Consider the following 20,801-nt stretch of genomic DNA (forward strand, 5'->3'; position numbering starts at 1 on the left):
CCCGTGAACCCAGACATGCTCGAATCCGGCCCCTTGGATGCCAAAGTACTCTCCGTCTTTGACTTCGACGGCACCCTGACCCACCACGACAGCTTCGTGCCGTTCCTGAAGTTCGCCTTTGGTAAAGGCGAGTTCGTGCGCAGGATGGTGAAGCTGGCGGTGCCTGGCGCGCAGTTTCTGTTGCGCGTCATTAGCCGTGATGAGCTCAAGGCGCAGTTGATCCGCACCTTTATGACCGGCGTGGATAAGGCGTGGGTTCAGCAGAAAGCGGAAGCGTATTGCCAGGCCTATTGGAACAAGTTGATGCGGCCAACCGGGCTGCAATCGGTGGCCGATGAGGTGAAGTCCGGGGCGGTGGTGACGCTGTGTTCGGCATCGCCAGCGTTGGTGTTGCAGCCGTTTGCGGATCGGCTTGGGATCAAGTTGATAGGCACTGAGCTTGAGGTGGTTGACGGAGTATTGACGGGCAAGCTCACCGGGAATAATTGCCGGTGTGAGAATAAGGTGCTTCGGCTTGAGGCGGTTTATGGGGATCTGGGGGAGTATCGGCTCAGGGCCTGGGGTGATACGCGCGGGGATCGGGAGTTGTTGGCGGCGGCGCAGGATGCGCATTTTCGGCATTTTCATGCGAAGAAGAAACGAATCAAGCAACGCTGAATCGCCTGGACGACCTATCTGTGTGCGCTGGATTGACTGCCTTAGGCGGCGATCCAGTTTTCCACGATCAAGCCATTCACTCGCTTGAACTCACCTTCGTTGTTAGTCACTAAGACCAATCCTGAGCTTCTGGCGTGGCCCGCGATGTGCAGGTCATTTACGCCGATTGGAGTGCCCTTCTTTTCGAGATCGGAGCGGATCGAGCCGTAGTGAAAAGCGGCCTTGTCATCGTAGTGAATGACGTCAAGCCGGGAGATGAAGTCCTCCACCGCCCGAGTATTTCTCTCAACAAACTGGCTTTTTTCGGCCCCGTGCATCAATTCCGCAAGGGTGATCGAAGAGATCACCATACGACCTACATTCGCATTGAATTTTTCCAGTATTTCCATAGGCCGACGCTTGATGATGTAGATCACGATGTTCGTATCAAGCATGTACTTAATCATCAAAGGACTCTCGCTCTTGCTGGGTTTGGTCGGCGCGCTCCTCCATAAAATCATCAGATACCGATTCGCTTGCAAGGAAAAAGCTGTCCCAAGTGTTTTCAACCGGCGAAATAATCAGTTCGCGCCCCACGGCACGCACCTCTACAGTTTTCACCCCAGCGGGAAAACGCATGTCAGCAGGGATGCGGATATTTTGTGTACGGTTATTGGTGAAGATCGTTCCAGTAGACATAAGGAACACCTCTCTAGGCATGGGAAGACAGGTAAGAATGATAGTTTGCAGGTGCTCTATTGCATAGCTCTATAGCAGCTACCCGACGAGCGTAGCCGAACAGGTAGCTGTTGATGGCGGCGCAGGAAGCGCATTTTCATGCGAAGAAGAAGTTGGGCAAGTTGCGGCGGTGATGCGGGTGGATAGGGTCTGCGGGTAGACCGAGTTGATCCCATCGCAGCCTCGCTGGGGCTCGACAGCTCCCACAGGGGATCTCTGTAGGTTCTAAGGGTGGTGTGAATTCGTTAGATTGGCGCTTTGAGGTCCACGCCCAATGCCGTTGCGAAGGCTTTGACCAGCGGGCTTCGTGGGGCGTTGTGGCGCAGGATAAGGTTGAACGCTGTGCTCAGGTGGATCTGCTCCGGGCATAACACGCGCAGGCGCCCTTCCTTCACCAGCGGCGCGGCGTAGTGTTCCGGGAGGAAGCCCAGGAAGCGGCCGGTGAGGATGAGGATGGCCACGGCTTCAACCTGTGAGGCCGAGGCGGACTGGCTGTCGTAGCTGACGAAGTTGGCCTTGTCGCTGTGGATCGCGTAACGATGGTTGACCACTTCATGCTGGCGCAACACATCTGCGTTGATGTCACTCGCTTCAAACAGCGGATGCCCGACGCCGCAGTACGCGTGGGACTTTTCTTCGTATAGCGGGAAATAATCGAATTCTTCCCGTCGCTGGTACACCGGGACGATGCCGACAATCAGCCGCCCTTCCACCACGCCCCGTTCAACTTCGTCCAGTTGCGAGGCATGTAGACGTAATCTTATTTTTGGCGACTCTGTATGTAATCTTCCCAGCGCGTTAATCAATGGTGAATTAACGTCGGAGACGGTGTTATCAATAACGCCCACACTAAGGTCGCCGATCAGTTCATTCTGTGCCGAACTAAGCTTGTCTCTGAAACTGTCTACCGAGGCAAATAATTCAATGGACGCTTGATAGACTAATTTGCCTTCTTCGGTCAGGCCAAACCCTTCCCGCCCTCGCGTACACAGGCGCATGCCGATGCGAATTTCCAGGTCGGAAATCTGCTTGCTGATCGCCGCCAAGCCCACATTCAGCTCGTTCTGCGCCGCGCTGAAGCCGCCCGCTTCGACCACAGCCTTGAACACCCGCAGCAATTTGAAGTCCAGGCCGCTGAGTTGCAGGGGCGGTCTTGTGCCGGGTTTTGGCGGTATGTTTCCAGAATTGGAAAGTGGGGTTTCCATAATACGTGTTGACCTCAAGTGCCATATTCAACAGGCTTTGACCTACTCCATGAACATCGCCGGGCGGCAATAATGAACATACTTAACCGCCCTTGGCAACCTTGAATATAGCGGGTTGAACAGCTTTTACCGGCTGATTTAACGCCCATAAAAACCTGACACTTCGATCAGGACTTTTCGTTTTGCTACTGCCCTCCGAATCCATAAGGCCAAGCCACGTCCATCGGGCTTGTCACTTCTAAAAACAAGCGTGAGGAACACCATGTCTCAGCCCACCGATCGCCTCTGGGGTGCTCGTTTCAAGTCCGGACCGTCTGCTGCTTTGGCGGCGCTGTCCCGTTGCCCCGAGCGCTATTTTCGCCTGACGCCCTACGACCTGGCCGGCTCCCGGGCCCATGCCCGTGAGTTGCAGCGCGCCGGGTTGCTGGATGAGTCGGAAACCTTGCGCACCCTGGAAGCGCTGGACCGCATCGGTGAGGACTTTGCCGCTGGCCGCCTGCACCCGACGCTGGATGACGAGGATGTGCACACCTTCATCGAGCGGGTGTTGACCGAGCGTTTGGGCGCCCTGGGCGGCAAGTTGCGCGCCGGACGTTCGCGCAATGACCAGACGGCCAACGATTTGCGCCTGTTCCTGCGAGACCACGCGCGCACCATCACCACCGAGGTGTTGGGCTTGCAGCAGGCGCTGGTGGACCAGGCCGAGCAGCATATCGAGAGCATCTGCCCGGGCTTCACCCATTTGCAGCAGGCGCAGCCGATTGTGTTCGCCCATCACTTGCTGGCTCATGCGCAATCGATGCTGCGGGATGTGCAGCGCCTGGTGGACTGGGATGCGCGTACGGCGTTGTCGCCGTTGGGTGCCGCGGCGATGGCGGGCTCGGCAATTGCTCGCCAGCCGGAGCATTCGGCCAAGGAGATGGGTTACACCGGGCCGTGCGAAAACTCTATCGATGCTGTAGCCAGTCGTGACCACGTGGCGGAGTTTCTGTTTGTGGCGGGCATGCTCGGGGTGAATATCTCGCGGCTGTCGGAAGAGTTTTGCCTGTGGTCGTCGCGGCAGTTTCGCTGGGTGCAGTTGGACGATGCCTACGCCACCGGTAGCTCGATCATGCCGCAGAAGAAGAACCCGGACATTGCCGAATTGGCACGGGGTAAAGCGGGGCGCTTGATTGGCAACCTGACCGGGTTGATGTCGACGCTCAAATCCTTGCCGCTGTCGTACAACCGCGATTTGAGTGAAGACAAGCACAGTGTGTTGGACAGCGTGGATACGTTGCTGCTGGTGCTGCCGGCGATGGCCGGGATGGTCGCGACGATGAAGGTGCAGGTGGAAGAGTTGCGGCGTCAGGCGCCGATGGGTTTCACATTGGCAACTGAGGTGGCGGATTGGCTGGCCACTCGTGGTGTGCCATTCAAGGAGGCCCATGAGATTACCGGTGCCTTGGTGCAGGCCTGTGAGAAGCATGAAATTGAATTGTGGGAAGCCTCGCCGGCGTTGTTGGCAGAGGTGGATACGCGGCTGACGCCGCAAGTGCGTGAGTGCCTGACCCTGGAAGCGGCGATTGCGGCGCGCAGTGGTTGGGGCGGTACGGCGCCGGATCGGGTGCGGGAGCAGATTGGGCGGTTGAAGGTGGCCCTGGCTGCGCAACAGAAGTGGGCAGAAAACTACACCGGCTTTCGAATTTAAAGATCGTTCCCACGCTCTGCGTGGGAATGCCTCTTGTGACGATCCGCGTCACGCTTTGGGGACGCAGAGCATCCCTTGCTGCATTCCCACGCAGAGCGTGGGAACGATCAGTGTATTCAGTTGTTTTGGAGAGTCACCATGAAACAAACCCCGGCAGAGCGCTTGCAAGCCGAGCGCCAGCAGACCGAGAACCAGTTCGATATCACCCAGTACGAGCACGTGCCCCGTCGCTATTACGGGCGGATGTTTTTTGCCACGTTGATCGTGATCGCACTGGCCGCCTTGTTGCGTGCATTCGCCAACGGCCAGATTGAATGGTCCTACATCGGTCAGTTCCTTACGTCCGAGGCGATCATCTGGGGTCTGGTGAACACCATCATCATGTCGATCCTGGCCATGGCGCTGGGTGTGGTGATCGGGGTGATCACGGCAATCATGCGCATGTCGGCCAACCCGATCCTGCGCTACGTGGCCATCACCTACACCTGGCTATTTCGCGGCACGCCGCTGATTCTGCAACTGCTGTTGTGGTTCAACCTGGCGCTGATTTTCCCGGTGATCGCGATTCCCGGCCTGTTCAGCATCGACACCGTAGACCTGATGACGCCGTTCGTGGCCGCCCTCCTCGGCCTGAGCATCAACCAGGGTGCCTACACCGCCGAAGTGGTGCGCGCCGGCCTGTTGTCGGTGGACACCGGCCAGTACGAAGCCGCCAAGTCGATCGGCATGCCGAGCCTTCAGGCGCTGCGTAGGGTGATTCTGCCCCAGGCGATGCGGGTGATTATTCCGCCTGTGGGCAACGAGTTCATCAGCATGGTGAAAATGACCAGCCTGGCGAGTGTGATCCAGTACTCGGAGCTGCTGCACAACGCGCAAAACATCTACTACGCCAACGCCCGGGTCATGGAGCTGCTGATTGTTGCAGGCATCTGGTACCTGGCGGTGGTGACTGTTCTTTCATTCGGTCAGAGCCGCCTCGAGCGTCGTTTTGCCCGCGGCGCCGGCAAGCGTTCGTAAGCCCTGACTGAGGAGATTTGCCCATGAGAAGCATCGTCAAGGCCGTGAACCTGAACAAGTATTACGACCAGTATCACGCGTTGCAGGACATCAACCTGGAAGTCGAACAAGGCGAAGTGCTGTGCATCATCGGCCCGTCCGGTTCCGGCAAAAGTACCCTGCTGCGCTGCGTCAATCAGCTGGAAAAAATCGACAAGGGCGGCCTGTGGGTCGATGGCGAACTGGTGGGCTACCGGGTCGTCGGCAACAAGCTGCATGAGTTGAATGAATCACAGATTGCTCGTCAGCGCCTGGCCACCGGCATGGTGTTTCAGCGCTTCAATCTGTTCCCGCACATGACCGTGTTGCAGAACATCATCGAGGGCCCGTGCCAGGTGCTCAAGCGCTCGCCCAAGGAAGCCACCGAGGACGCGCTGGAGTTGCTGGCCCGCGTCGGCCTGGCGGACAAGCGCAATGCCTACCCGGTGGAGTTGTCCGGCGGCCAGCAACAACGTGTGGCAATTGCCCGTGCGCTGGCGATGCGGCCCAAGCTGATGTTGTTTGACGAACCCACGTCAGCCCTCGACCCGGAGCTGGTAGGAGAAGTGCTGTCGGTGATGCGCGATTTGGCCACCACCGGCATGACCATGATTGTGGTCACCCATGAGTTGGGCTTCGCCCGCGAAGTGTCCAACCGCATGGTGTTTATGGATGCCGGCCAGATTGTGGAAGCCGGCAGCCCGGAAGAAATTCTAATAAGCCCACAAAACCCGCGTACCCAAAGCTTTATTTCTGCCGTTCGCACTTAACTAAAAAACTAACGAGAACGCCCCCATGAAAAATCTGTTTCTTCCAAGTTTGCTCGTAGGCCTGATGGCCTCCACTTCGGTTTTGGCGGCATTGCCGGCAGCGATCAAGGACAAGGGTGAGATCAGCGCGGCCATCGTGCCGAACTACCCGCCGATGGATTTCAAGGACACCGCCACCAACAAACTCACCGGCCTGGACTTTGACCTGGGCAACGCCCTGGCCGAGCGTTTGGGGGTGAAGATCAAGTGGCAGGAAACCGGCTTCGAACAAATGCTCAGCGGCCTGACCACCAAGCGCGTGGACATTGTGCTGTCGGGCATGTCCGACACTGCCGAGCGTCAGAAGGCGGTGACCTTTATTGACTACTTCACCAGCGGCCCGCAGCTGTACACCCTGGCCAAGCGTGAAGACCTCAAGGAATTGACTGACCTGTGCGGTAAAAAAGTCGGCACCAGCCGACGTACCACCTGGCCATCGGAAATTGCCGCGTGGAGCAAGGAAAACTGCGAAAAGGCCGGTAAGCCAGCCATCGTGGTGATTGGCACCGAGGGTTCGGCGGATGCCCGGGCGCAATTGCAGCAGAACCGTCTGGATGCGGCGATGCAGGGCAGTGAAACCATTCCTTACCTGATGTCGCTGGACAAGGGTAAGTACAAGCCGGTGGGCCTGGCGATTTCCAAGCAGTTTACGGGGCTTGGGATTGAGAAGAGCAATACCGAGTTGGTCACGGCCATCAGTGAGGCGTTGCAGGGCATGATCGATGATGGGACGTACGGCAAGATTCTGCAGAAGTGGGATCTGGAGCAGGGTGCGGTTGAGAAGATCAGCATCAATGCCGGCCAGTAACTGGATCTAAATGTGGGAGCGGGCTTGCTCGCGAATGCGGTGGATCAGCCGGTACAGTTGGCACTGACACACCGCATTCGCGAGCAAGCCCGCTCCCACACTGGATCTTCATCGCCTTGAAAAAAGAATAAGGACATCCGCCCCACCGTGGCCACGTACTCCCTGGTAATCCGCCGCCTGATGATCTGCTCGGTGACCATCGTCGTCAGCCGCGCCATGACCAGCCCGTTGCTCGCCCTGTTGCTGAGCACCCGCCTGGGCCTCAACCAGCAAGACATCGGCTTGCTGATGGGCATCGCCGTCTTCATCGCCACCCTGCTGGGCCTCTACGGTGGCTACATCATCGACCGCCTGGAAAAGCGCAAGCTGCTGATCCTGGCGATGCTTTCCAGCTCCATCGGTTTTTTGTTGCTGACCTTCGCCAGCAACCTGTACCTGACCACCCTGACCCTGGTGATCACCGAAGCCGCTTCGGCACTGTTCCTGATCGGCTCCAAGGCGATCATCAGCGAGAACCTGCCGGTGGGCCAGCGGGCCAAGGTGTTTTCCCTGCGCTACACCCTGACCAATGTCGGCTACGCCACCGGCCCGATGCTCGGCGTGGTGATTGCCGGGCAGATGCCCCTGGCACCGTTCCTGATCGCCAGCGCGATTGCCTTTGGCAGCCTGTTCCTGATGATCGGCATCCCACCGACCCAGCGCGACGACAGCAACAAACCCTTAAGTTTTCTCAGCACCCTGAGGACCCTGCGCAGCGATCGCACCTTGATCCTGTTCACCAGCGGCAGCCTGTTGAGCACCATTGTCCACGGGCGCTACACCCTCTATCTGTCGCAATTTCTGCTGGTGGCCTACAAGCCGGAGAACGCGCTGAAAATTCTCTCTGCGGTGCTGGCGTGCAACGCCATCACGGTGATCCTGATGCAGTACCAGATCGGCCGCTTCCTCAAGCGTGAACAACTGCGCTACTGGATCGTGCTTGGCACCTCGCTGTTTATTGCCGGGTTGATCGGCTTCAGCATGGCGGACGGCCTGGTGTCGTGGTGTGTCGCGATGTTTGTGTTCACCCTCGGGGAGATGATCATCTACCCGTCCGAGTTCCTGTTTATCGACACCATCGCCCCGGACGCCCTGCGCGGCAGTTATTACGGCGCACAAAACCTGGCGGCATTTGGCGGGGCGCTGAGCCCGGTGATCTGCGGCTACCTGCTGATCAACGCATCCCCCGCCTCTATGTTCTATGTACTCAGCGGGCTGACGGCGGTGGGTGGCACCTTGTGTTTCCTGAGTGGCCGGCGTGTGGTGGTCCGTGCGTAATTTCTACTGATATTTGCTCGATATCCCGCTATTAATAGCGAAACCTCTCACGGACCCGAGCCCCATGAAATTCGACACGGCCTACAGCCTGAGTCTCGACGACAAGCTGTCGATCTATGACGTGCGCGAACTGAATTTCGACGAAACCGCCGCCTTCGATTCCGACAAGGACAGTTTCCTGTGCCCCAACGACGAATGCCGGGCGGCGTTTGCGGCGGGTAATGTGTTGGGCACGTTCAATGCAAAAAACGTCAATTACCTGCGTACGCCGCACTTCAAGAACATCCCCAGCACCCGGCATATCGAGGGTTGCCGTTACGCCAGTCGCCCTGCCGGAAAAGGCGAATCTGAGGATGGGCCGGAGGAAAACTTCCCGTCGGAATTTGTCCTGACGCGGCGCCAGTACGAACGCAAAACGCCGGTCATCGGTGCTGAGGGTGGCACCGCACAAGAGCCGCCGAAAACGCCGGCAACCCGCAACGCCTTGTCTCACAGCTCAAGCGACACCACCCCGGACAAGACCAGCGTCTTTGCCCACCCAGTGGAATGCTACGTGTCCAATATCGGCGACAAGGACAAGCTCAAAAGCATGCCCTTGAAGATCGGCGAGCACACCGCGACCTACTGGACGTTTTTCAAGAAGATCGAATACCTGCAGGACAACAAAGGCCTGATCTACTGGGGCAAGATCAAGGAGATCAAGGACTACACCAGCAGCTTTCGCATCGACTTCGAAAAGAAAGCCTGGCTCGACAAGAAGCCCTATTCCATCAACGTTTACCTGAGCAAAAAACTGATCGAGGACTACCGCAAGCGCAAGGCGTTCCTGGAGCAGATCAAGGCCGCGGTGGACAGTGATCGGCCGTTGTATTGCTTCTTCTACGGGGTGACGCCGGAGCTGAAACAGGTGCCAAGCAAGAAAAACCCCGAGCAGACGTTCGGGGTGTTCAGTGCCAATATCGAGAACCTCGATCACCTGATTATTCGCGAGGCGCCGGGGTTGGGAGAACGGTAATGCGATTCCAGGTCAGGCCCTTCGGCTGAATAAACGGTACTTTTCACGTGCAAGTGCGGCGCCCGCAGGGTCCAAGCCGCCTACCGTGACCAACCAGTGAATCAGCATTTCCTCATCCGGTAAATGAAGCCCCTTCACATCTTTCAAGCTTCGAGGCGTATGGTTGATTCGAGCGTCGTAATGCAGAGCGCTCCAAGGCATTGCAACAAGATCCACGCCTTCTGCGTCCATCTCAAAACTCCGCAATATTTCGTTGATTTGAGTCTGCGCACTCCGATCACCCCGCTGCTGTAGAGAGTACGACTCGACCAAACTGACGAATTGCTGCTCAGGCACAGACGGATCAACCAAATCCAAAACATCAGACTTCAAGGCGAGATCCAAAACACCACTCATCCACCGATTAATAAAGGTGCGCACGAAGCCATCGGCGTCGGCTTTTTTCATATCAAAAAACAGCATGCAATAGCGGGTTTTCAGATGTATCGCCAACAGCACATGTTTACGTTGCACCGTCGCGGCATGGACCAGCCACTGATGAGGGTCGGCGTACAGGTCATCGCCCTGGCGCTCTTGTGTCGGCGGTTTTTGAACCGGGGTAATTTTTTTGCCTTTGTGAACCCGGCTAAAAAAATTACCAGCCGCCTGCGTACAATTAAAACTAAGCATCAAGATATTTCCTGAACATTCTGACTGAAGTCTAAGACAAGACTCAGTCGCCTTGTACGTGTGCAGCAACCCACTCGATTTCGTAACGCTGCCTGACCGCGTAGCCGATAGCGCTCAATGTCTCTTCGCTTAATACCGACAACTCTGAATCACTCAACAAATCATGCCTGATCATTTGCGCAAGGCTCTCGCGGGCTTTCGAACGACTGTAGAGATCAAACATTCGGACGACATCGTTATGGCGATCCCTGGTGAGGCTATACAGCGTCCTTTACCGAGCCTCGGCAGAAAGCGTTTCGCGCTCGCTGATGGTCTTTGGATCAGCCAGTACGCCTAGGTAAAAGCGTTCAAGTGCCAATGCCCTGAGGACTTTGAACTTCTGCCAATCGCTTTCGGAAATGGACATGACATTCCCCCGGTCACTTTCTTTTGAATAGAGAAGTAACCCTAGCCTGCGGCTAAAAGAACGCAAAATCCACTTGCGTCAGACCAGCATGCTCACCATCACCACGCCCAACAACCCGATATACACCCGCGCATGCAGTGCATCCGGGATGCGACCGATCCACGGCGTGGCCAGGCGAATGCCCAGCAGCGAGCCCAGGGTGAGGATGGCGAACGCCAGCAAATCGACATAGCCGACAAACCACGCGCCCAATTGCACCTTGGCGAATCCAGCCATGAGCATGTAGGTAAACGTACCGGCCAGCGCCACCGGCACGCTCAGCGGGTTGGCCATGGACGTGGACTGGGACATGCTCAAGCCGCAACGGCGCAAGAGCGGCACGGTCATCACGCTGCCGCCCACACCCAGGAAGGTCGCGATCAGGCCAATGGCGATGCCGCCGCCCGTCACTTCCGCGCCGCTCAGGCGTCGTGGCTGGAGCCTGTCGTCCTGGCTGAGAAAGCCCCTGCGCAACAGGCAATCGACAATGGTGATGGCCAGGTAGGCGATAAAGGCGTACCGCATGAAATCGCCGCTGGCGAACATTGCAGCCCCTGCCCCCAGCACGGCGCCGACCCCGATGTACCCGCCCAACGGCCACAGGTAGTGGCGAATCAGATTACCTTTGCGCTGGTGTTTTCCGGCAGCAAGCAGCGCGTTGACGATCATCACGCAGGTGGAGGTGGCGACCGCGATATGCATCGCTGATTCACTCACGCCCGCGTCGTGGCTGAGCTTGAGCATGCCGTACAGCAACGGCACCACCACGAACCCGCCACCGAAGCCGAACAGCACAGCGGTCACGCCGGTCATGCAGCCGAACAGTGCCAGTAATAGATAGAACATCGGGAATCGCCTTCAGTATCAGGGAGAGCTGTCGACGATAGAGATTCAAGGCTTGGCCCGCTTGCGCATGTCGGCCAATAATATGCGAGATATTGCCACTTCCGGAATCAGCTCCATGCGCAACGTTTCCATCGCTCAGCTCGACCTGACCCCGCGAACGGTCGTGGCAATCGGCACCGACTATCCCCACGGCTATCTGCTCAAGCGCCACAGCCATCGCCGCGGCCAGTTGCTGTATGGCGCCACCGGGGTGATGCAAGTCAGCACCCAGCAAGGCAACTGGGTTGTGCCGCCCCAGCGCGCGGTGTGGATTCCCGCCCAAGTGCCCCATGAAGTGCTGATGCTCGGCGTGTCGACGCGCAGCCTGTATATCGAACCGCACGCCGTCACCGACTTGGGCACCGACTGCCACGTCATCAACGTTTCCCCCCTGATGCGCCAGCTGCTGATGGAGGCGGTGGAGCTGCCGCTGGAATACGACGAGGCCGGGCGCGACGGTGCGCTGGTCAGCCTGCTGTTGCATGAACTGGCACGCGCCACGCACTTACCCCTGCATATCCCGCTGCCGGAGGACCCTCGCCTGCTTGCTCTGTGCCTGGCGTTTCTGCAGCGGCCGGACGTGCACCAGTCACCGGTTCAATGGGCGCAACAATCGCACCTGAGCCTGCGCACCTTCAGCCGGCATTTTCGCCAACAAACCGGCCTGAGCTTCGTGCAGTGGCGCCAGCGGGCCTGTGTGGTACAGGCCTTGGCGCGGTTGGCCAGCGGTGAAAGCGTCACCCGGATCGCCCTGGACCTGGGCTATGAAAACCCGGCGGCATTTTCCAGCATGTTCCGCCGGGTGCTTGGGCAGTCACCGAGCACCTACCTGGAAGGGGCGAAATAGAGCGGCGGCAGCGCTATCGGAAAATCCAGTTGATGAGCGGTCAAAACAACTGTACAAAAACACAGTATAGTTTGCCCTCCCCCGTCGAACCTGGAGAAAGTCCATGTCCTCTCTGGCAATGAGCAGCACTGTAGAACAGCAGATCGTCCTTCATCAATTCACCCCACGGCACAGCGTCCAGGCCCGCCTTATGCTGGGCTGGAGCCGGGAATACCTGGCCCGGGAAGCGGATGTGGAAGTGGACGCCCTTCAACGTTTTGAAAGCCATGGCGACGTGGACGATGAAGTCCGCCTGAGTGTGGCGTTTCGCCTGGAGGCTGAAGGGTTGGTGTTTTTCCCGGGCTTTGCGCCGGGGTGGGGGATGAATGTGCGGGGCTCTTTGCCACTGTCGTCAGAGCATTCAGTGCTTGAAACGGTTGAGTAAGATTTCTCTTCGCGCTGACGCTTATCCCTATTTAGGTATATCCTCTCATGAGTTCATGGAAGCCACTCCTCTGGGTGGGCGGTAGCAAGAAAGATCTGCAGCAAATGCCTGGGCCTGTTCAAGATGTGTTTGGCTTTGCGCTCCACCTCGCCCAAGGAGGAGGCAAGCACTCACAGACCAAGGCATTGAAAGGGTTTGGCGGTAACGCGGTACTTGAGGTGGTGGAGGATTTCGACAGCAACACTTATCGTGGTGTGTATACCGTCCGTTTCGACTCAGCTGTTTATGTCCTTCATTGCTTCCAGAAAAAGTCGACGAAAGGCATCGCTACAGCACAGCACGACATACAACTGATCAAACAGCGACTCAAGGCGGCGCAGGATCATGCACAAGCATCACAACGCGATTGAGATCGAAGAAAGCACCGGCAATGTCTATGAAGACATCGGGCAGCCCGACGCCAGTGAAATGCAGGTCAAGGCACAGCTGGCGACGAAGATTGGTGAGATTCTCAAGGCACGTAGCCTCACTCAGGCACAAGCCTCCGTCATTCTCGGTTTATCCCAACCCAAGGTGTCTGAAATGCTGCGTGGCAGGTTTCGGGGTATCAGTGAAGCCAAAATGCTTGAGTGTTTGTCGCGCCTGGGGCGCGATGTGCAAATCGTTATTACGGCTGCGCCAGCTTCACGTACTCAAGGACGTATTGAAGTGCTATTCGCCTGAGTTGCCCTAGGTTCTGGCTCCCGCAAGTTCACGCCTGCAACTGCAACGCCCGACGGATCATTTGTGGCGGTTGGCCAAACGCTCGCAGGAAGGCTCGACGCATGCGCTCCGGGTCACCGAAGCCCGTCTCCCGGGCGACAACGTCGATGGAGTGGCTGCCGGATTCGAGCATCAACCGGGCGGCTTCAATGCGCAGGTGTTCTACCGCCTTGGCCGGCGATTGCCCGGTTTCGGCTCGGAACAGTCGGCTGAACTGACGCGGGCTGAGGTGTGCCGCTTGCGCCAGTTGTTCTACCGAGAGGTCCTCGTGCAAGTGCCCTTTGGCCCACGCCAGGGCGGTTTGTACGCGGTCGGACTTTGGGTCCAGTTCCAGCAACGCCGAGAACTGTGACTGGCCACCGGCACGGCGATGGTAAACCACCAGTTTTTTCGCCACGTCGCGGGCCACTTCCACGCCCAAATCGTGCTCGACCAGGGCCAGGGCCAGGTCGATGCAGGCGGTCATCCCGGCAGAGGTCCAGAGCGGGCCATCGACGGTGAAGATCCGGTCTTCCTCCAGCTTCACGTTGGGGTAGCGCTGGCGAAACGTCATGGCGTGGTACCAGTGGGTGGTTGCCTTGCGCCCTTCCAACAGGCCGGCCGCTGCCAGGTGGAACGAACCGGTGCAGGCCGATGTAACCCGGCGCGACGCCGTCAATGACGCTTGCAGGTACTCCACCATGCCGGGAGTGGGCTCAAGTAGTTCGTTGTCCCCCAGCACCAAGATCGTGTCGTAGACCTGCTGCCCGAACGCCAGGCTATCAATGGCAAAGCCCATGGAGCTTTTTATCGGCCCGCCATGCTCCGACAACAAGTCCACGCGGTAGAACGGTCGCCCCACCACGAAGTTGGCAAATTCGAACACGCTGCTGGTGGACAGGCTGAGCACCTGGAAACCGGGAAAAAGCAGGATACCGACGGACACCATGGCCAAACCTCATGTCTCTAAAGGAGGGATATATGACATTGCAGCCACCACATTACACCCATAATCTTGGTTCCAACAAGGCCGATCCCCTCCCCGGCCCATTTGGAGCAACTGCCATGTCGCAACACAAAGGTTATGCCCTGATTACCGGTGCCTCGTCAGGAATAGGCGCGGTGTATGCCGACCGCCTGGCCCGTGCCGGCTACGATCTGATTCTGGTGGCCCGCAACCAGCAACGTCTGGAGCAGTTGGCAACACGCTTGAAAGCCAATACCCAGCGTGACGTGCAAGTGATAGAGGCCGATCTCAATCTGCCAGCCGACTTGGCGCGAATCGCCCGGATCGCGCACGAAGACAGCCGTATCAGCCTGCTGGTGAATAACGCCGGTGTGGGCGCCACGGCTTCGCTGCTGGAGTCGGATGCCGACAAAATGGACGCGATGATTCTGCTGAACGTACTGGCGCTGACCCGCCTGGCCAAAGCTGCGGCAACCAACTTTGTCGCCCAGGGGCGTGGCACGATTATCAACATCGGCTCGATTGTCGCTCTCGCTCCCAAAGTGCTGAATGGCGTGTATGGCGGTACCAAAGCGTTCGTGCAGGCGTTCAGCGAATCGCTGCAGCATGAGCTGAGTGACAAGGGCGTGGTGGTCCAAGTGGTGCTGCCAGGCGCTACCGCCACGGAGTTCTGGGACATCGCCGGCCTGCCTGTGAACAACCTGCCGGAAGCCATGGTGATGACCACCGAGAACCTGGTGGACGCCGCCCTGGCAGGCCTTGCCCAGGGCGAAGCCGTGACGATTCCGTCCCTGCCGGACAGCGCAGATTGGGACACCTACGAACGCGCGCGGCTGGCCCTGGGTCCGAACCTGTCGCACCGTGAACCCGCCGCTCGTTATGGGTTGAAGTAATCCGGACTAGCGCAGGCCGGGTGTAAACGCAGGCTTCCTAATTGCATGGGAGGCCTGCTCATACCCGTAGGCGACCGACAGCAACGTGGCTTCGCTCAAATTTGCCCCATAAAAGTGAACAGCCGTTGGCATCCCTTCGTCGTCCATTCCCGATGGCATGGAGATACCGGGATAACCGGCCACTGCCGAGTAGTAGTAACTGTACGAGTGAAAATTGGACACTATTGCGTCAAGCTTATGCTCGGCCAGCGGCTTATCGATGGTGCTTTTGAAAATCGGGCCGATGGCAGCCCATAACTCATTGCGCGCCTCATCACTGATATCCATCCCGTTGATCATGGTGAGCATCTGTTGATCCGGCACACCCGGACCGCTGTTGCGCTCGTTGAATTCAATCAGCTCAGCCAGCGACTTCACCGGCAAGCCTGCCCGTCCGGCCAGGTAGGCTTCAAGCTGGTGTTTAACGTCCGATAACAACGCGTCGTTATATTGTTCATGGGTTTCGTACGGGACGCCCTCACCCAGTTGACCCACGGGTACCAATGTCGCGCCCTTGCCCCGCAGCAACGTAATGGCATCCTCGAAGTGCTGCCTGTCGGCTATTTTCGTCGGGTCGTTGGCATCTTCTGCTGATAACTCAGGCAACGGCGTATAGCCGATGCGCTTGCCCACCAAGGCGTCAGGCTTGATTCCCTGGGTGTAGCGGTTGGTATCCGTCATCGCATCCAGTGCTTGCGCCGCATCACGTACGTTACGGGTGAAGGTGCCCACCGTGTCCTGGCGGGAACTGGTCATCACCCCTTCAGTGCTCACTAACCCTTCGGTCGGTTTGAAACCAATAACACCGTTGTAAGCCGCCGGCGCAATGATTGAACCATTGGTTTCGACCCCCAATGCCAAGGGCACAATCCCTTGAGCAACGGCTACCGCAGAGCCCGTACTCGATCCCGCCGCCTGGCCATCCAGCCGATGCGGGTTGAGGGTCAAGCCGCCCCTGGAGCTCCAGCCATCAACCGGAGCCTCAGAGCGAAAATTGGACAATTCGCTCATGTTGGTTTTTCCAATAATCACAACGCCAGCCTTCAGCAGGTTGTCCACCACCTTGGCGTTCCTTGAAGCGGGCCTGCCCACCAGCGCCATGGAGCCACCGCTGGTCTGCATCTTGTCGCCGGTTTCGAACACATCCTTGAGCGCTATCGGAACGCCATGCAAAGGCCCGCGCACTTTGCCTTCGGCCCGTTCCAGATCCAGCGCACGGGCTTTCACACGAGCGTCAGGATTGATTTCAATGAATGCATTGCCGCCCTGCAAGCCCTTGTCCATGTTGGCGATCAGCTTCAGCGAATCCCTCACCACCGAATCGGAACTGGCCCCATTGGGCCGGGTCATGACCGCCGCCAAATCGTCGGCACTCCTGTAGGCCTGTGGCGGGTTCACCACTGCATCGAAAAGCCCCGCTGCCCATCCCGCGCCCAAACCTGGTCCGATCATAAATACTCCCCGCCTGCCTGAATGTTGGGAATACCGTTCGATATCCCTGCCTCAGTCTAAGAAGCGAAATACTCGATGACTCGGGGGCAACTCTTACCGCGGCGTACGATCACTCTCCCCATGGCGTAGGCCCTTAATGCCGCCCTAGAACCTGCTGACAACCTCGCACCAACGCCGCCAGACGATCTCTGGACCAGTGCGCACCATAGAACCAGACGACCCTCGACACCCCGTCGACGTCGGTGCCCGCGGGCAGGCTGAAGCGTGGGTTATCGGCAGTCGCTGCTTTGTGGAAAGCAACACCTTGCGCATCCGCCACCACCCCATCCAGGCGGTTTTCCGTGACCCGGTCGTTAATCTCATTGCCGGGGTCCAGGGTGAAGTGACGTGTGTCATCGGTCACCCGCGCCGTCACAGGCACCAATTGCGCACCGGCTGCACGCAGTACGTCCAGTACCCGGGCAAAGTGCGAGCTGTGTTTGGCGGGTTTGCGCACATCACCGGTAACGTACTCGCTGGCAAAACCAATACGGCTGCCAGCCAGGGGCGGTGTGTTGATCAGATGACCCGGATCAGCGACGGGTGGAATCTCCACCATCACCCGCCCCTCAGGGTCGACACCGTTGAGGGCAATCAGTGATAACGCGGGATCGCGCACGCTGTGCATCATGGGGCCAGGGAGGTCGAGCCTGGGGCCGTAACCGCCCGTGGAGCCAAACTCCAGGCCGCCCTGGTGAGTGGCCGAATTGACGATCGTACCGGCCGCATGACTGCCAAACACGACGCCCTGGCTGGCAGTGGAGGCGCAAGGCTGGGGAGTACAACTGTCCCCCGATCCTGAAGGCTTGAACAGGCAGCGCACGCCCGGCCCTGTGACCTTCCTACTCTTATCGTCCATACACTCCCACGCCCCGGAATAAAGTTTCGAGGCGTGATTGCATCCCTTCAGCGAGGTGGATGTCTGTCGGAAATGGCTGGTTTTGGCTCGTTCAAAATCCCTGAGCGCGCGATCAGACGGTGATTATCCGCTGACGTGCGCTTCACTGCCCTGATGCTCGACTTCCAGCCACCAGGCCTGCCCGCGCTCCGGCTGGTTGAGCATGAACGCCTGCCCCATCGCCGGTGTGGTGATCGACACGTTACGCTCCCATGCCAGCGCCATGATGCGGTCGAAGGGTTCGTGCCATGCATGAAACGCCAGGTCGAACGTGCCGTTATGGATCGGCAGCAGCCAGCGGCCCTTCAAGTCGATGTGCGCCTGCAGGGTTTCTTCCGGTTGCATGTGCACGTGGGGCCAGTCGACGTTGTAGGCCCCCGTCTCCATCAGGGTCAGGTCAAACGGGCCGTACTGCTCGCCGATACGCTTGAAGCCCTCGAAATAGCCGGTATCACCGCTGAAGAAAATTCGCCGTGAGCCGTCGATCATCACCCACGAACACCACAGCGTCTGGTTGCCATCGAACAGGCCGCGCCCGGAAAAGTGCTGGGCCGGCGTGGACACAAAACGAATCCCGTCCACTTCAGTGCCCTGCCACCAATCCAGCTGCCGCACCTTGCTGGCATCCACGCCCCACTTGACCAGCGTATCGCCCACACCCAGCGGCGCGAGGAAATAGCGGGTCTTGTCCGCCAGTTGCACCACCGCCTTGTGGTCCAGATGGTCGTAGTGGTTGTGGGAAAGAATCACCGCCTCGATCGGCGGCAGGTCCTCAAGGCTGATCGGCGGCTGATGGAAACGCTTGGGGCCCGCCCAACTGAACGGCGAAGCACGCTCGGCGAACACCGGGTCGGTCAGCCAGAACTTGCCGCGCATTTTCAGCAGCACGGTGGAATGGCCGAGGCGGAAAACGCTATGGTCCGGGGCGGCAAACAGTTGCTCGCGAGTCAGCGGCTGCACCGGGATCTCACCCACCGGGCGCGTGCTGCGGGGCTTCTGGAAGAGCATCTTCCACATGATGCCCAGGGTCTTGCCCAAGCCGCCATGCTGGATGGGCTTCTGATTGGTGAAGTGACCTTGATGCTGTTCGGAAGACTTGGGCGCTGTAGAAGAACTGTCGAGACGGGTTGAGATCGTGGCCATTACCGAGGAACTCCTGCAGACTGCTCTAAAAATTACACTGCACAGTGTAGTTTCTAGATTGCAACAAAACCGGGAGCAAGTAAACTACCGAGTGTAAGTTTCCCTTCAGAGCCGAACTCCCACCATGACTGTACCCCTGCGCCTCACCGACCGTAAACGCGAAGCCATCGTGGCAGCCGCCATTGCCGAGTTTCGTGACAACGGGTTCGAGGTCACCAGCATGGACAAGATTGCCGCCACGGCGGGGGTTTCCAAGCGCACGGTGTACAACCACTTCAAGAGCAAGGAAGAGCTGTTCGCCGAGATCCTGCATCAACTGTGGGCCAGCAGTGTTGCGCAACTGGACGTCAGCTACGCCAGCGACCGCCCGCTGCGGGAGCAACTGCGCGGGTTGCTGCAGGCCAAGATGACGATGATGTCGGACGCCAACTTCCTCGACCTGGCCCGGGTCGCGATTGCCGCCACCATCCACTCGCCGGAACGTGCCCAGGACATGGTCAACCGCCTGAGCAAGCGTGAAGAAGGCTTCAACCAATGGGTGCGCGCCGCCCAGGAAGATGGCCGGCTGAGCTGCACCGACCCATGCTTCGCCGCCCACCAGGTGCAAAGCCTGCTCAAGGCCTTTGCCTTCTGGCCACAGATCACCCTCGGCCAGCCGACCCTGGACGCCGACGCTCAAGCGAACGTCATCGAGTCGGCCATCGACCTGTTCCTCGCAGGCTATGAGGTCGTGCCGCAGCACTGACCTGTTGCAGGAACGACATCCAAGGTCGTTTTTATCTGATTCGCCGCGTGTCCTTTGCAAATGGCCTGGAAGGACACTGATTATTCCCACGCGAATAACTGACAATATTCACACGTATTATCCGACCAGTGGTTTTCCCGATCACGTGTGCCGTCGTACCTGCAAAAAAAGAATCGACCCAGGAATCTATGGAAAACCAACGAGGCAAAGGGCTGTCATTTGCCAGACGTATCTACAGGCCAAGGATCATCGGCCTGGGCATCGGCTGCATCAGCGTCATCGCCGCGCTCTACCCACTGCAAATGCCAGGCTGGGTCTGGGCGTTGCTGCTGTTCAATGGTTTTGGCTGGGCGCACCTGGCCTATCAACTTTCGACCCGCTCCGATTTCCCCTACAAGGCGGAACGGCGAAACCTGCTCTACGACTCACTGCTCGGCGGGTTCTGGGCGGCGACTACACAGTTCACGCCACTGACGGCCGTGACCATCCTGTCGATGATGACCATGAACAACGTCGCCGCCGGCGGCAAACGCCTGTTCCTCCACGGCATCGTGGCGCAACTGGCAGGTATCGGCGTGTCCTGGCTGCTGTTTGGCATCCACTTCAATCCCGACGTCAGCCTGGTCCAGGTCTACGCCTGCCTGCCGATGCTGACCCTGTATCCCATGGCGCTGGGCATGGTCTGCTACCGCCTGGCGATCAAATTGTCGGAACACAAACGCGCCCTGAGCGCCTTGAGCCGCACCGACAGCCTCACCGGCCTGCTCAACCACGGTTCGTGGAAAGACCTGCTGCACCTGAAGTTTCACAAGTGCCAGCAACAACATGGGAACGCCACCATCGCACTGATCGACATCGACCATTTCAAGCAGATCAACGACAGCTATGGGCACATCATCGGTGACCAGGTTCTGCGCCAACTAAGCCTGGAACTTCGACGCAACCTGCGGGCAAACGACCTGGCCGGGCGATACGGCGGCGACGAGTTCTGTGTGATTCTTCCGGACATGCCCATGGAACAGGCCGCGCAAGTCATGGAACGCATGCGCGAGGTGTTCAGCAATTACCGCAACCCGGAAATCCCCGAACTGCGGGTCAGCCTGAGCATTGGCCTGGCGTCTTTCCAGAGCACCTTCACCGACGCGGCCATGTGGCTCAACGCAGCGGACCGCGCGCTGTACGCGGCCAAGGACACCGGCCGTAACCGAGTCAATATCAGCGACTACGTGGTCGCCCATTCCGCCTGAATCCCGCCCTCTGCATCTCGTCTGAATTAAACGCGCCCGTCGCCGACCGATAGCATAATGCCGCCATTGGTCGACTGGCATAGAACTTCTTGCCGGCCATACGACTCAGAACCC

At 58.6% G+C, this 20,801-nt stretch carries 25 protein-coding genes; 14 read left to right on the plus strand and 11 right to left on the minus strand.

Annotation, left to right across the window (positions count from 1 at the left end; translation table 11 throughout):
• Positions 1-15 precede the first annotated feature (15 nt).
• Entirely contained in the window at positions 16-657 is a 642-nt protein-coding gene (locus tag JV201_RS22130) for an HAD-IB family hydrolase (protein ID WP_087693117.1), read from the plus strand.
• 41 nt (positions 658-698) lie between these two features.
• On the opposite strand, the gene JV201_RS22135 is transcribed toward JV201_RS22130, so the two are convergent.
• The 3 genes from JV201_RS22135 to JV201_RS22145 all read right to left on the minus strand — a co-directional run bounded on the left by JV201_RS22135 (position 699) and on the right by JV201_RS22145 (position 2,579).
• Positions 699-1,103 carry a type II toxin-antitoxin system VapC family toxin gene (locus JV201_RS22135; protein ID WP_008432929.1) on the minus strand — a complete coding sequence of 135 codons (405 nt, stop codon included), beginning with the start codon at positions 1,101-1,103 and terminating at the stop codon, positions 699-701.
• A complete protein-coding gene (gene vapB, locus JV201_RS22140; RefSeq protein ID WP_008432930.1) occupies positions 1,096-1,335 on the minus strand; it encodes a type II toxin-antitoxin system VapB family antitoxin in 240 nt (79 codons plus the stop codon). The genes JV201_RS22135 and vapB overlap by 8 nt, the downstream gene beginning before the upstream one ends.
• A 284-nt stretch (positions 1,336-1,619) precedes the next feature.
• Positions 1,620-2,579, minus strand: coding sequence for a LysR family transcriptional regulator (locus JV201_RS22145; protein WP_032899067.1), 960 nt, complete (start codon positions 2,577-2,579; stop codon positions 1,620-1,622).
• Between the two features lie 262 nt (positions 2,580-2,841).
• Between JV201_RS22145 and argH the strand changes: the two genes are divergently transcribed.
• The 6 genes from argH to JV201_RS22175 all read left to right on the plus strand — a co-directional run bounded on the left by argH (position 2,842) and on the right by JV201_RS22175 (position 9,253).
• Entirely contained in the window at positions 2,842-4,269 is a 1,428-nt protein-coding gene (gene argH / locus JV201_RS22150) for an argininosuccinate lyase (protein ID WP_102369728.1), read from the plus strand.
• A gap of 138 nt (positions 4,270-4,407) precedes the next feature.
• Complete coding sequence (locus tag JV201_RS22155) at positions 4,408-5,286, plus strand: amino acid ABC transporter permease (protein WP_003211504.1); 879 nt, start codon at positions 4,408-4,410, stop codon at positions 5,284-5,286.
• Between the two features lie 23 nt (positions 5,287-5,309).
• Positions 5,310-6,074 carry an amino acid ABC transporter ATP-binding protein gene (locus tag JV201_RS22160; protein ID WP_003211502.1) on the plus strand — a complete coding sequence of 255 codons (765 nt, stop codon included), beginning with the start codon at positions 5,310-5,312 and terminating at the stop codon, positions 6,072-6,074.
• A gap of 25 nt (positions 6,075-6,099) precedes the next feature.
• Complete coding sequence (locus JV201_RS22165; RefSeq protein WP_219406042.1) at positions 6,100-6,921, plus strand: ABC transporter substrate-binding protein; 822 nt, start codon at positions 6,100-6,102, stop codon at positions 6,919-6,921.
• A 147-nt stretch (positions 6,922-7,068) separates the two neighbouring features.
• Complete coding sequence (locus JV201_RS22170; RefSeq protein WP_003211499.1) at positions 7,069-8,238, plus strand: MFS transporter; 1,170 nt, start codon at positions 7,069-7,071, stop codon at positions 8,236-8,238.
• 64 nt (positions 8,239-8,302) lie between these two features.
• Positions 8,303-9,253 carry a hypothetical protein gene (locus JV201_RS22175; protein WP_219406043.1) on the plus strand — a complete coding sequence of 317 codons (951 nt, stop codon included), beginning with the start codon at positions 8,303-8,305 and terminating at the stop codon, positions 9,251-9,253.
• Positions 9,254-9,265: 12 nt separating this feature from the next.
• Here JV201_RS22175 and JV201_RS22180 read toward each other — a convergent pair whose 3' ends face one another.
• From JV201_RS22180 to JV201_RS22190, 4 genes are all read right to left on the minus strand, one after another.
• Positions 9,266-9,922, minus strand: coding sequence for a hypothetical protein (locus tag JV201_RS22180; RefSeq protein ID WP_023659241.1), 657 nt, complete (start codon positions 9,920-9,922; stop codon positions 9,266-9,268).
• A gap of 43 nt (positions 9,923-9,965) precedes the next feature.
• Complete coding sequence (locus tag JV201_RS30100; protein WP_308340755.1) at positions 9,966-10,145, minus strand: hypothetical protein; 180 nt, start codon at positions 10,143-10,145, stop codon at positions 9,966-9,968.
• A gap of 48 nt (positions 10,146-10,193) precedes the next feature.
• Positions 10,194-10,328 (minus strand): hypothetical protein, encoded by a 135-nt coding sequence (locus JV201_RS30105; protein ID WP_308340756.1) that lies wholly within the window; start codon positions 10,326-10,328, stop codon positions 10,194-10,196.
• A gap of 78 nt (positions 10,329-10,406) precedes the next feature.
• Positions 10,407-11,213, minus strand: coding sequence for a sulfite exporter TauE/SafE family protein (locus JV201_RS22190; RefSeq protein WP_219406044.1), 807 nt, complete (start codon positions 11,211-11,213; stop codon positions 10,407-10,409).
• A gap of 115 nt (positions 11,214-11,328) precedes the next feature.
• On the opposite strand from JV201_RS22190, the gene JV201_RS22195 reads away from it, so the two are divergent.
• The 4 genes from JV201_RS22195 to JV201_RS22210 all read left to right on the plus strand — a co-directional run bounded on the left by JV201_RS22195 (position 11,329) and on the right by JV201_RS22210 (position 13,246).
• Positions 11,329-12,099: a helix-turn-helix domain-containing protein gene (locus tag JV201_RS22195; RefSeq protein WP_219406045.1), complete on the plus strand. Its 771-nt coding sequence runs from the start codon at positions 11,329-11,331 to the stop codon at positions 12,097-12,099.
• A gap of 103 nt (positions 12,100-12,202) precedes the next feature.
• The gene (locus tag JV201_RS22200) at positions 12,203-12,523 is read left to right on the plus strand and encodes an XRE family transcriptional regulator (RefSeq protein ID WP_219406046.1); all 321 of its coding nucleotides are present in this window, start codon (positions 12,203-12,205) and stop codon (positions 12,521-12,523) included.
• A 47-nt stretch (positions 12,524-12,570) separates the two neighbouring features.
• Positions 12,571-12,933 (plus strand): type II toxin-antitoxin system RelE/ParE family toxin, encoded by a 363-nt coding sequence (locus tag JV201_RS22205; RefSeq protein ID WP_003211487.1) that lies wholly within the window; start codon positions 12,571-12,573, stop codon positions 12,931-12,933.
• Positions 12,908-13,246, plus strand: a complete 339-nt coding sequence (locus JV201_RS22210) for a helix-turn-helix domain-containing protein (RefSeq protein WP_003211485.1) — start codon at positions 12,908-12,910, stop codon at positions 13,244-13,246. The genes JV201_RS22205 and JV201_RS22210 overlap by 26 nt, the downstream gene beginning before the upstream one ends.
• 28 nt (positions 13,247-13,274) lie before the next feature.
• Here the strand turns inward: JV201_RS22210 and JV201_RS22215 are convergent, their stop codons facing one another.
• Positions 13,275-14,213, minus strand: a complete 939-nt coding sequence (locus JV201_RS22215) for a GlxA family transcriptional regulator (protein WP_008432938.1) — start codon at positions 14,211-14,213, stop codon at positions 13,275-13,277.
• 116 nt (positions 14,214-14,329) lie between these two features.
• On the opposite strand from JV201_RS22215, the gene JV201_RS22220 reads away from it, so the two are divergent.
• Positions 14,330-15,124: an SDR family oxidoreductase gene (locus JV201_RS22220; protein WP_219406047.1), complete on the plus strand. Its 795-nt coding sequence runs from the start codon at positions 14,330-14,332 to the stop codon at positions 15,122-15,124.
• A 6-nt stretch (positions 15,125-15,130) separates the two neighbouring features.
• On the opposite strand, the gene JV201_RS22225 is transcribed toward JV201_RS22220, so the two are convergent.
• The 3 genes from JV201_RS22225 to JV201_RS22235 all read right to left on the minus strand — a co-directional run bounded on the left by JV201_RS22225 (position 15,131) and on the right by JV201_RS22235 (position 18,695).
• Positions 15,131-16,513, minus strand: a complete 1,383-nt coding sequence (locus tag JV201_RS22225; RefSeq protein WP_257903338.1) for an amidase family protein — start codon at positions 16,511-16,513, stop codon at positions 15,131-15,133.
• Between the two features lie 235 nt (positions 16,514-16,748).
• Positions 16,749-17,273, minus strand: coding sequence for a hypothetical protein (locus JV201_RS22230; RefSeq protein ID WP_257903249.1), 525 nt, complete (start codon positions 17,271-17,273; stop codon positions 16,749-16,751).
• A gap of 363 nt (positions 17,274-17,636) precedes the next feature.
• Positions 17,637-18,695 carry an MBL fold metallo-hydrolase gene (locus JV201_RS22235; RefSeq protein WP_003211475.1) on the minus strand — a complete coding sequence of 353 codons (1,059 nt, stop codon included), beginning with the start codon at positions 18,693-18,695 and terminating at the stop codon, positions 17,637-17,639.
• 124 nt (positions 18,696-18,819) lie between these two features.
• Here JV201_RS22235 and JV201_RS22240 point away from each other — a divergent pair, with 124 nt between their 5' ends.
• On the plus strand, positions 18,820-19,440 hold the full coding sequence (locus tag JV201_RS22240) for a TetR/AcrR family transcriptional regulator (RefSeq protein WP_219406049.1): 621 nt from the start codon (positions 18,820-18,822) through the stop codon (positions 19,438-19,440).
• Between the two features lie 188 nt (positions 19,441-19,628).
• The gene (locus tag JV201_RS22245; protein ID WP_003211472.1) at positions 19,629-20,687 is read left to right on the plus strand and encodes a diguanylate cyclase; all 1,059 of its coding nucleotides are present in this window, start codon (positions 19,629-19,631) and stop codon (positions 20,685-20,687) included.
• Positions 20,688-20,801: the final 114 nt, after the last annotated feature.

This window comes from Pseudomonas sp. Colony2, assembly GCF_019382755.1.
Taxonomy (GTDB): Bacteria; Pseudomonadota; Gammaproteobacteria; order Pseudomonadales; family Pseudomonadaceae; genus Aquipseudomonas.

What these genes read in the sequence shown, in the direction of transcription:
- JV201_RS22135 (WP_008432929.1), bottom strand. Translation starts at nt 1,103, where the DNA reads ATGATTAAGTACATGCTTGATACGAACATCGTGATCTACATCATCAAG.
- JV201_RS22130 (WP_087693117.1), top strand. Translation starts at nt 16, where the DNA reads ATGCTCGAATCCGGCCCCTTGGATGCCAAAGTACTCTCCGTCTTTGAC.
- JV201_RS22155 (WP_003211504.1), top strand. Translation starts at nt 4,408, where the DNA reads ATGAAACAAACCCCGGCAGAGCGCTTGCAAGCCGAGCGCCAGCAGACC.
- JV201_RS22160 (WP_003211502.1), top strand. Translation starts at nt 5,310, where the DNA reads ATGAGAAGCATCGTCAAGGCCGTGAACCTGAACAAGTATTACGACCAG.
- JV201_RS22165 (WP_219406042.1), top strand. Translation starts at nt 6,100, where the DNA reads ATGAAAAATCTGTTTCTTCCAAGTTTGCTCGTAGGCCTGATGGCCTCC.
- JV201_RS22215 (WP_008432938.1), bottom strand. Translation starts at nt 14,213, where the DNA reads ATGGTGTCCGTCGGTATCCTGCTTTTTCCCGGTTTCCAGGTGCTCAGC.
- JV201_RS30105 (WP_308340756.1), bottom strand. Translation starts at nt 10,328, where the DNA reads ATGTCCATTTCCGAAAGCGATTGGCAGAAGTTCAAAGTCCTCAGGGCA.
- JV201_RS22235 (WP_003211475.1), bottom strand. Translation starts at nt 18,695, where the DNA reads ATGGCCACGATCTCAACCCGTCTCGACAGTTCTTCTACAGCGCCCAAG.
- JV201_RS22175 (WP_219406043.1), top strand. Translation starts at nt 8,303, where the DNA reads ATGAAATTCGACACGGCCTACAGCCTGAGTCTCGACGACAAGCTGTCG.
- JV201_RS22210 (WP_003211485.1), top strand. Translation starts at nt 12,908, where the DNA reads ATGCACAAGCATCACAACGCGATTGAGATCGAAGAAAGCACCGGCAAT.
- JV201_RS22220 (WP_219406047.1), top strand. Translation starts at nt 14,330, where the DNA reads ATGTCGCAACACAAAGGTTATGCCCTGATTACCGGTGCCTCGTCAGGA.
- JV201_RS22190 (WP_219406044.1), bottom strand. Translation starts at nt 11,213, where the DNA reads ATGTTCTATCTATTACTGGCACTGTTCGGCTGCATGACCGGCGTGACC.
- argH (WP_102369728.1), top strand. Translation starts at nt 2,842, where the DNA reads ATGTCTCAGCCCACCGATCGCCTCTGGGGTGCTCGTTTCAAGTCCGGA.
- JV201_RS30100 (WP_308340755.1), bottom strand. Translation starts at nt 10,145, where the DNA reads ATGTTTGATCTCTACAGTCGTTCGAAAGCCCGCGAGAGCCTTGCGCAA.
- JV201_RS22205 (WP_003211487.1), top strand. Translation starts at nt 12,571, where the DNA reads ATGAGTTCATGGAAGCCACTCCTCTGGGTGGGCGGTAGCAAGAAAGAT.
- JV201_RS22145 (WP_032899067.1), bottom strand. Translation starts at nt 2,579, where the DNA reads ATGGAAACCCCACTTTCCAATTCTGGAAACATACCGCCAAAACCCGGC.
- vapB (WP_008432930.1), bottom strand. Translation starts at nt 1,335, where the DNA reads ATGTCTACTGGAACGATCTTCACCAATAACCGTACACAAAATATCCGC.
- JV201_RS22240 (WP_219406049.1), top strand. Translation starts at nt 18,820, where the DNA reads ATGACTGTACCCCTGCGCCTCACCGACCGTAAACGCGAAGCCATCGTG.
- JV201_RS22245 (WP_003211472.1), top strand. Translation starts at nt 19,629, where the DNA reads ATGGAAAACCAACGAGGCAAAGGGCTGTCATTTGCCAGACGTATCTAC.
- JV201_RS22180 (WP_023659241.1), bottom strand. Translation starts at nt 9,922, where the DNA reads ATGCTTAGTTTTAATTGTACGCAGGCGGCTGGTAATTTTTTTAGCCGG.
- JV201_RS22195 (WP_219406045.1), top strand. Translation starts at nt 11,329, where the DNA reads ATGCGCAACGTTTCCATCGCTCAGCTCGACCTGACCCCGCGAACGGTC.
- JV201_RS22225 (WP_257903338.1), bottom strand. Translation starts at nt 16,513, where the DNA reads ATGACCCGGCCCAATGGGGCCAGTTCCGATTCGGTGGTGAGGGATTCG.
- JV201_RS22200 (WP_219406046.1), top strand. Translation starts at nt 12,203, where the DNA reads ATGTCCTCTCTGGCAATGAGCAGCACTGTAGAACAGCAGATCGTCCTT.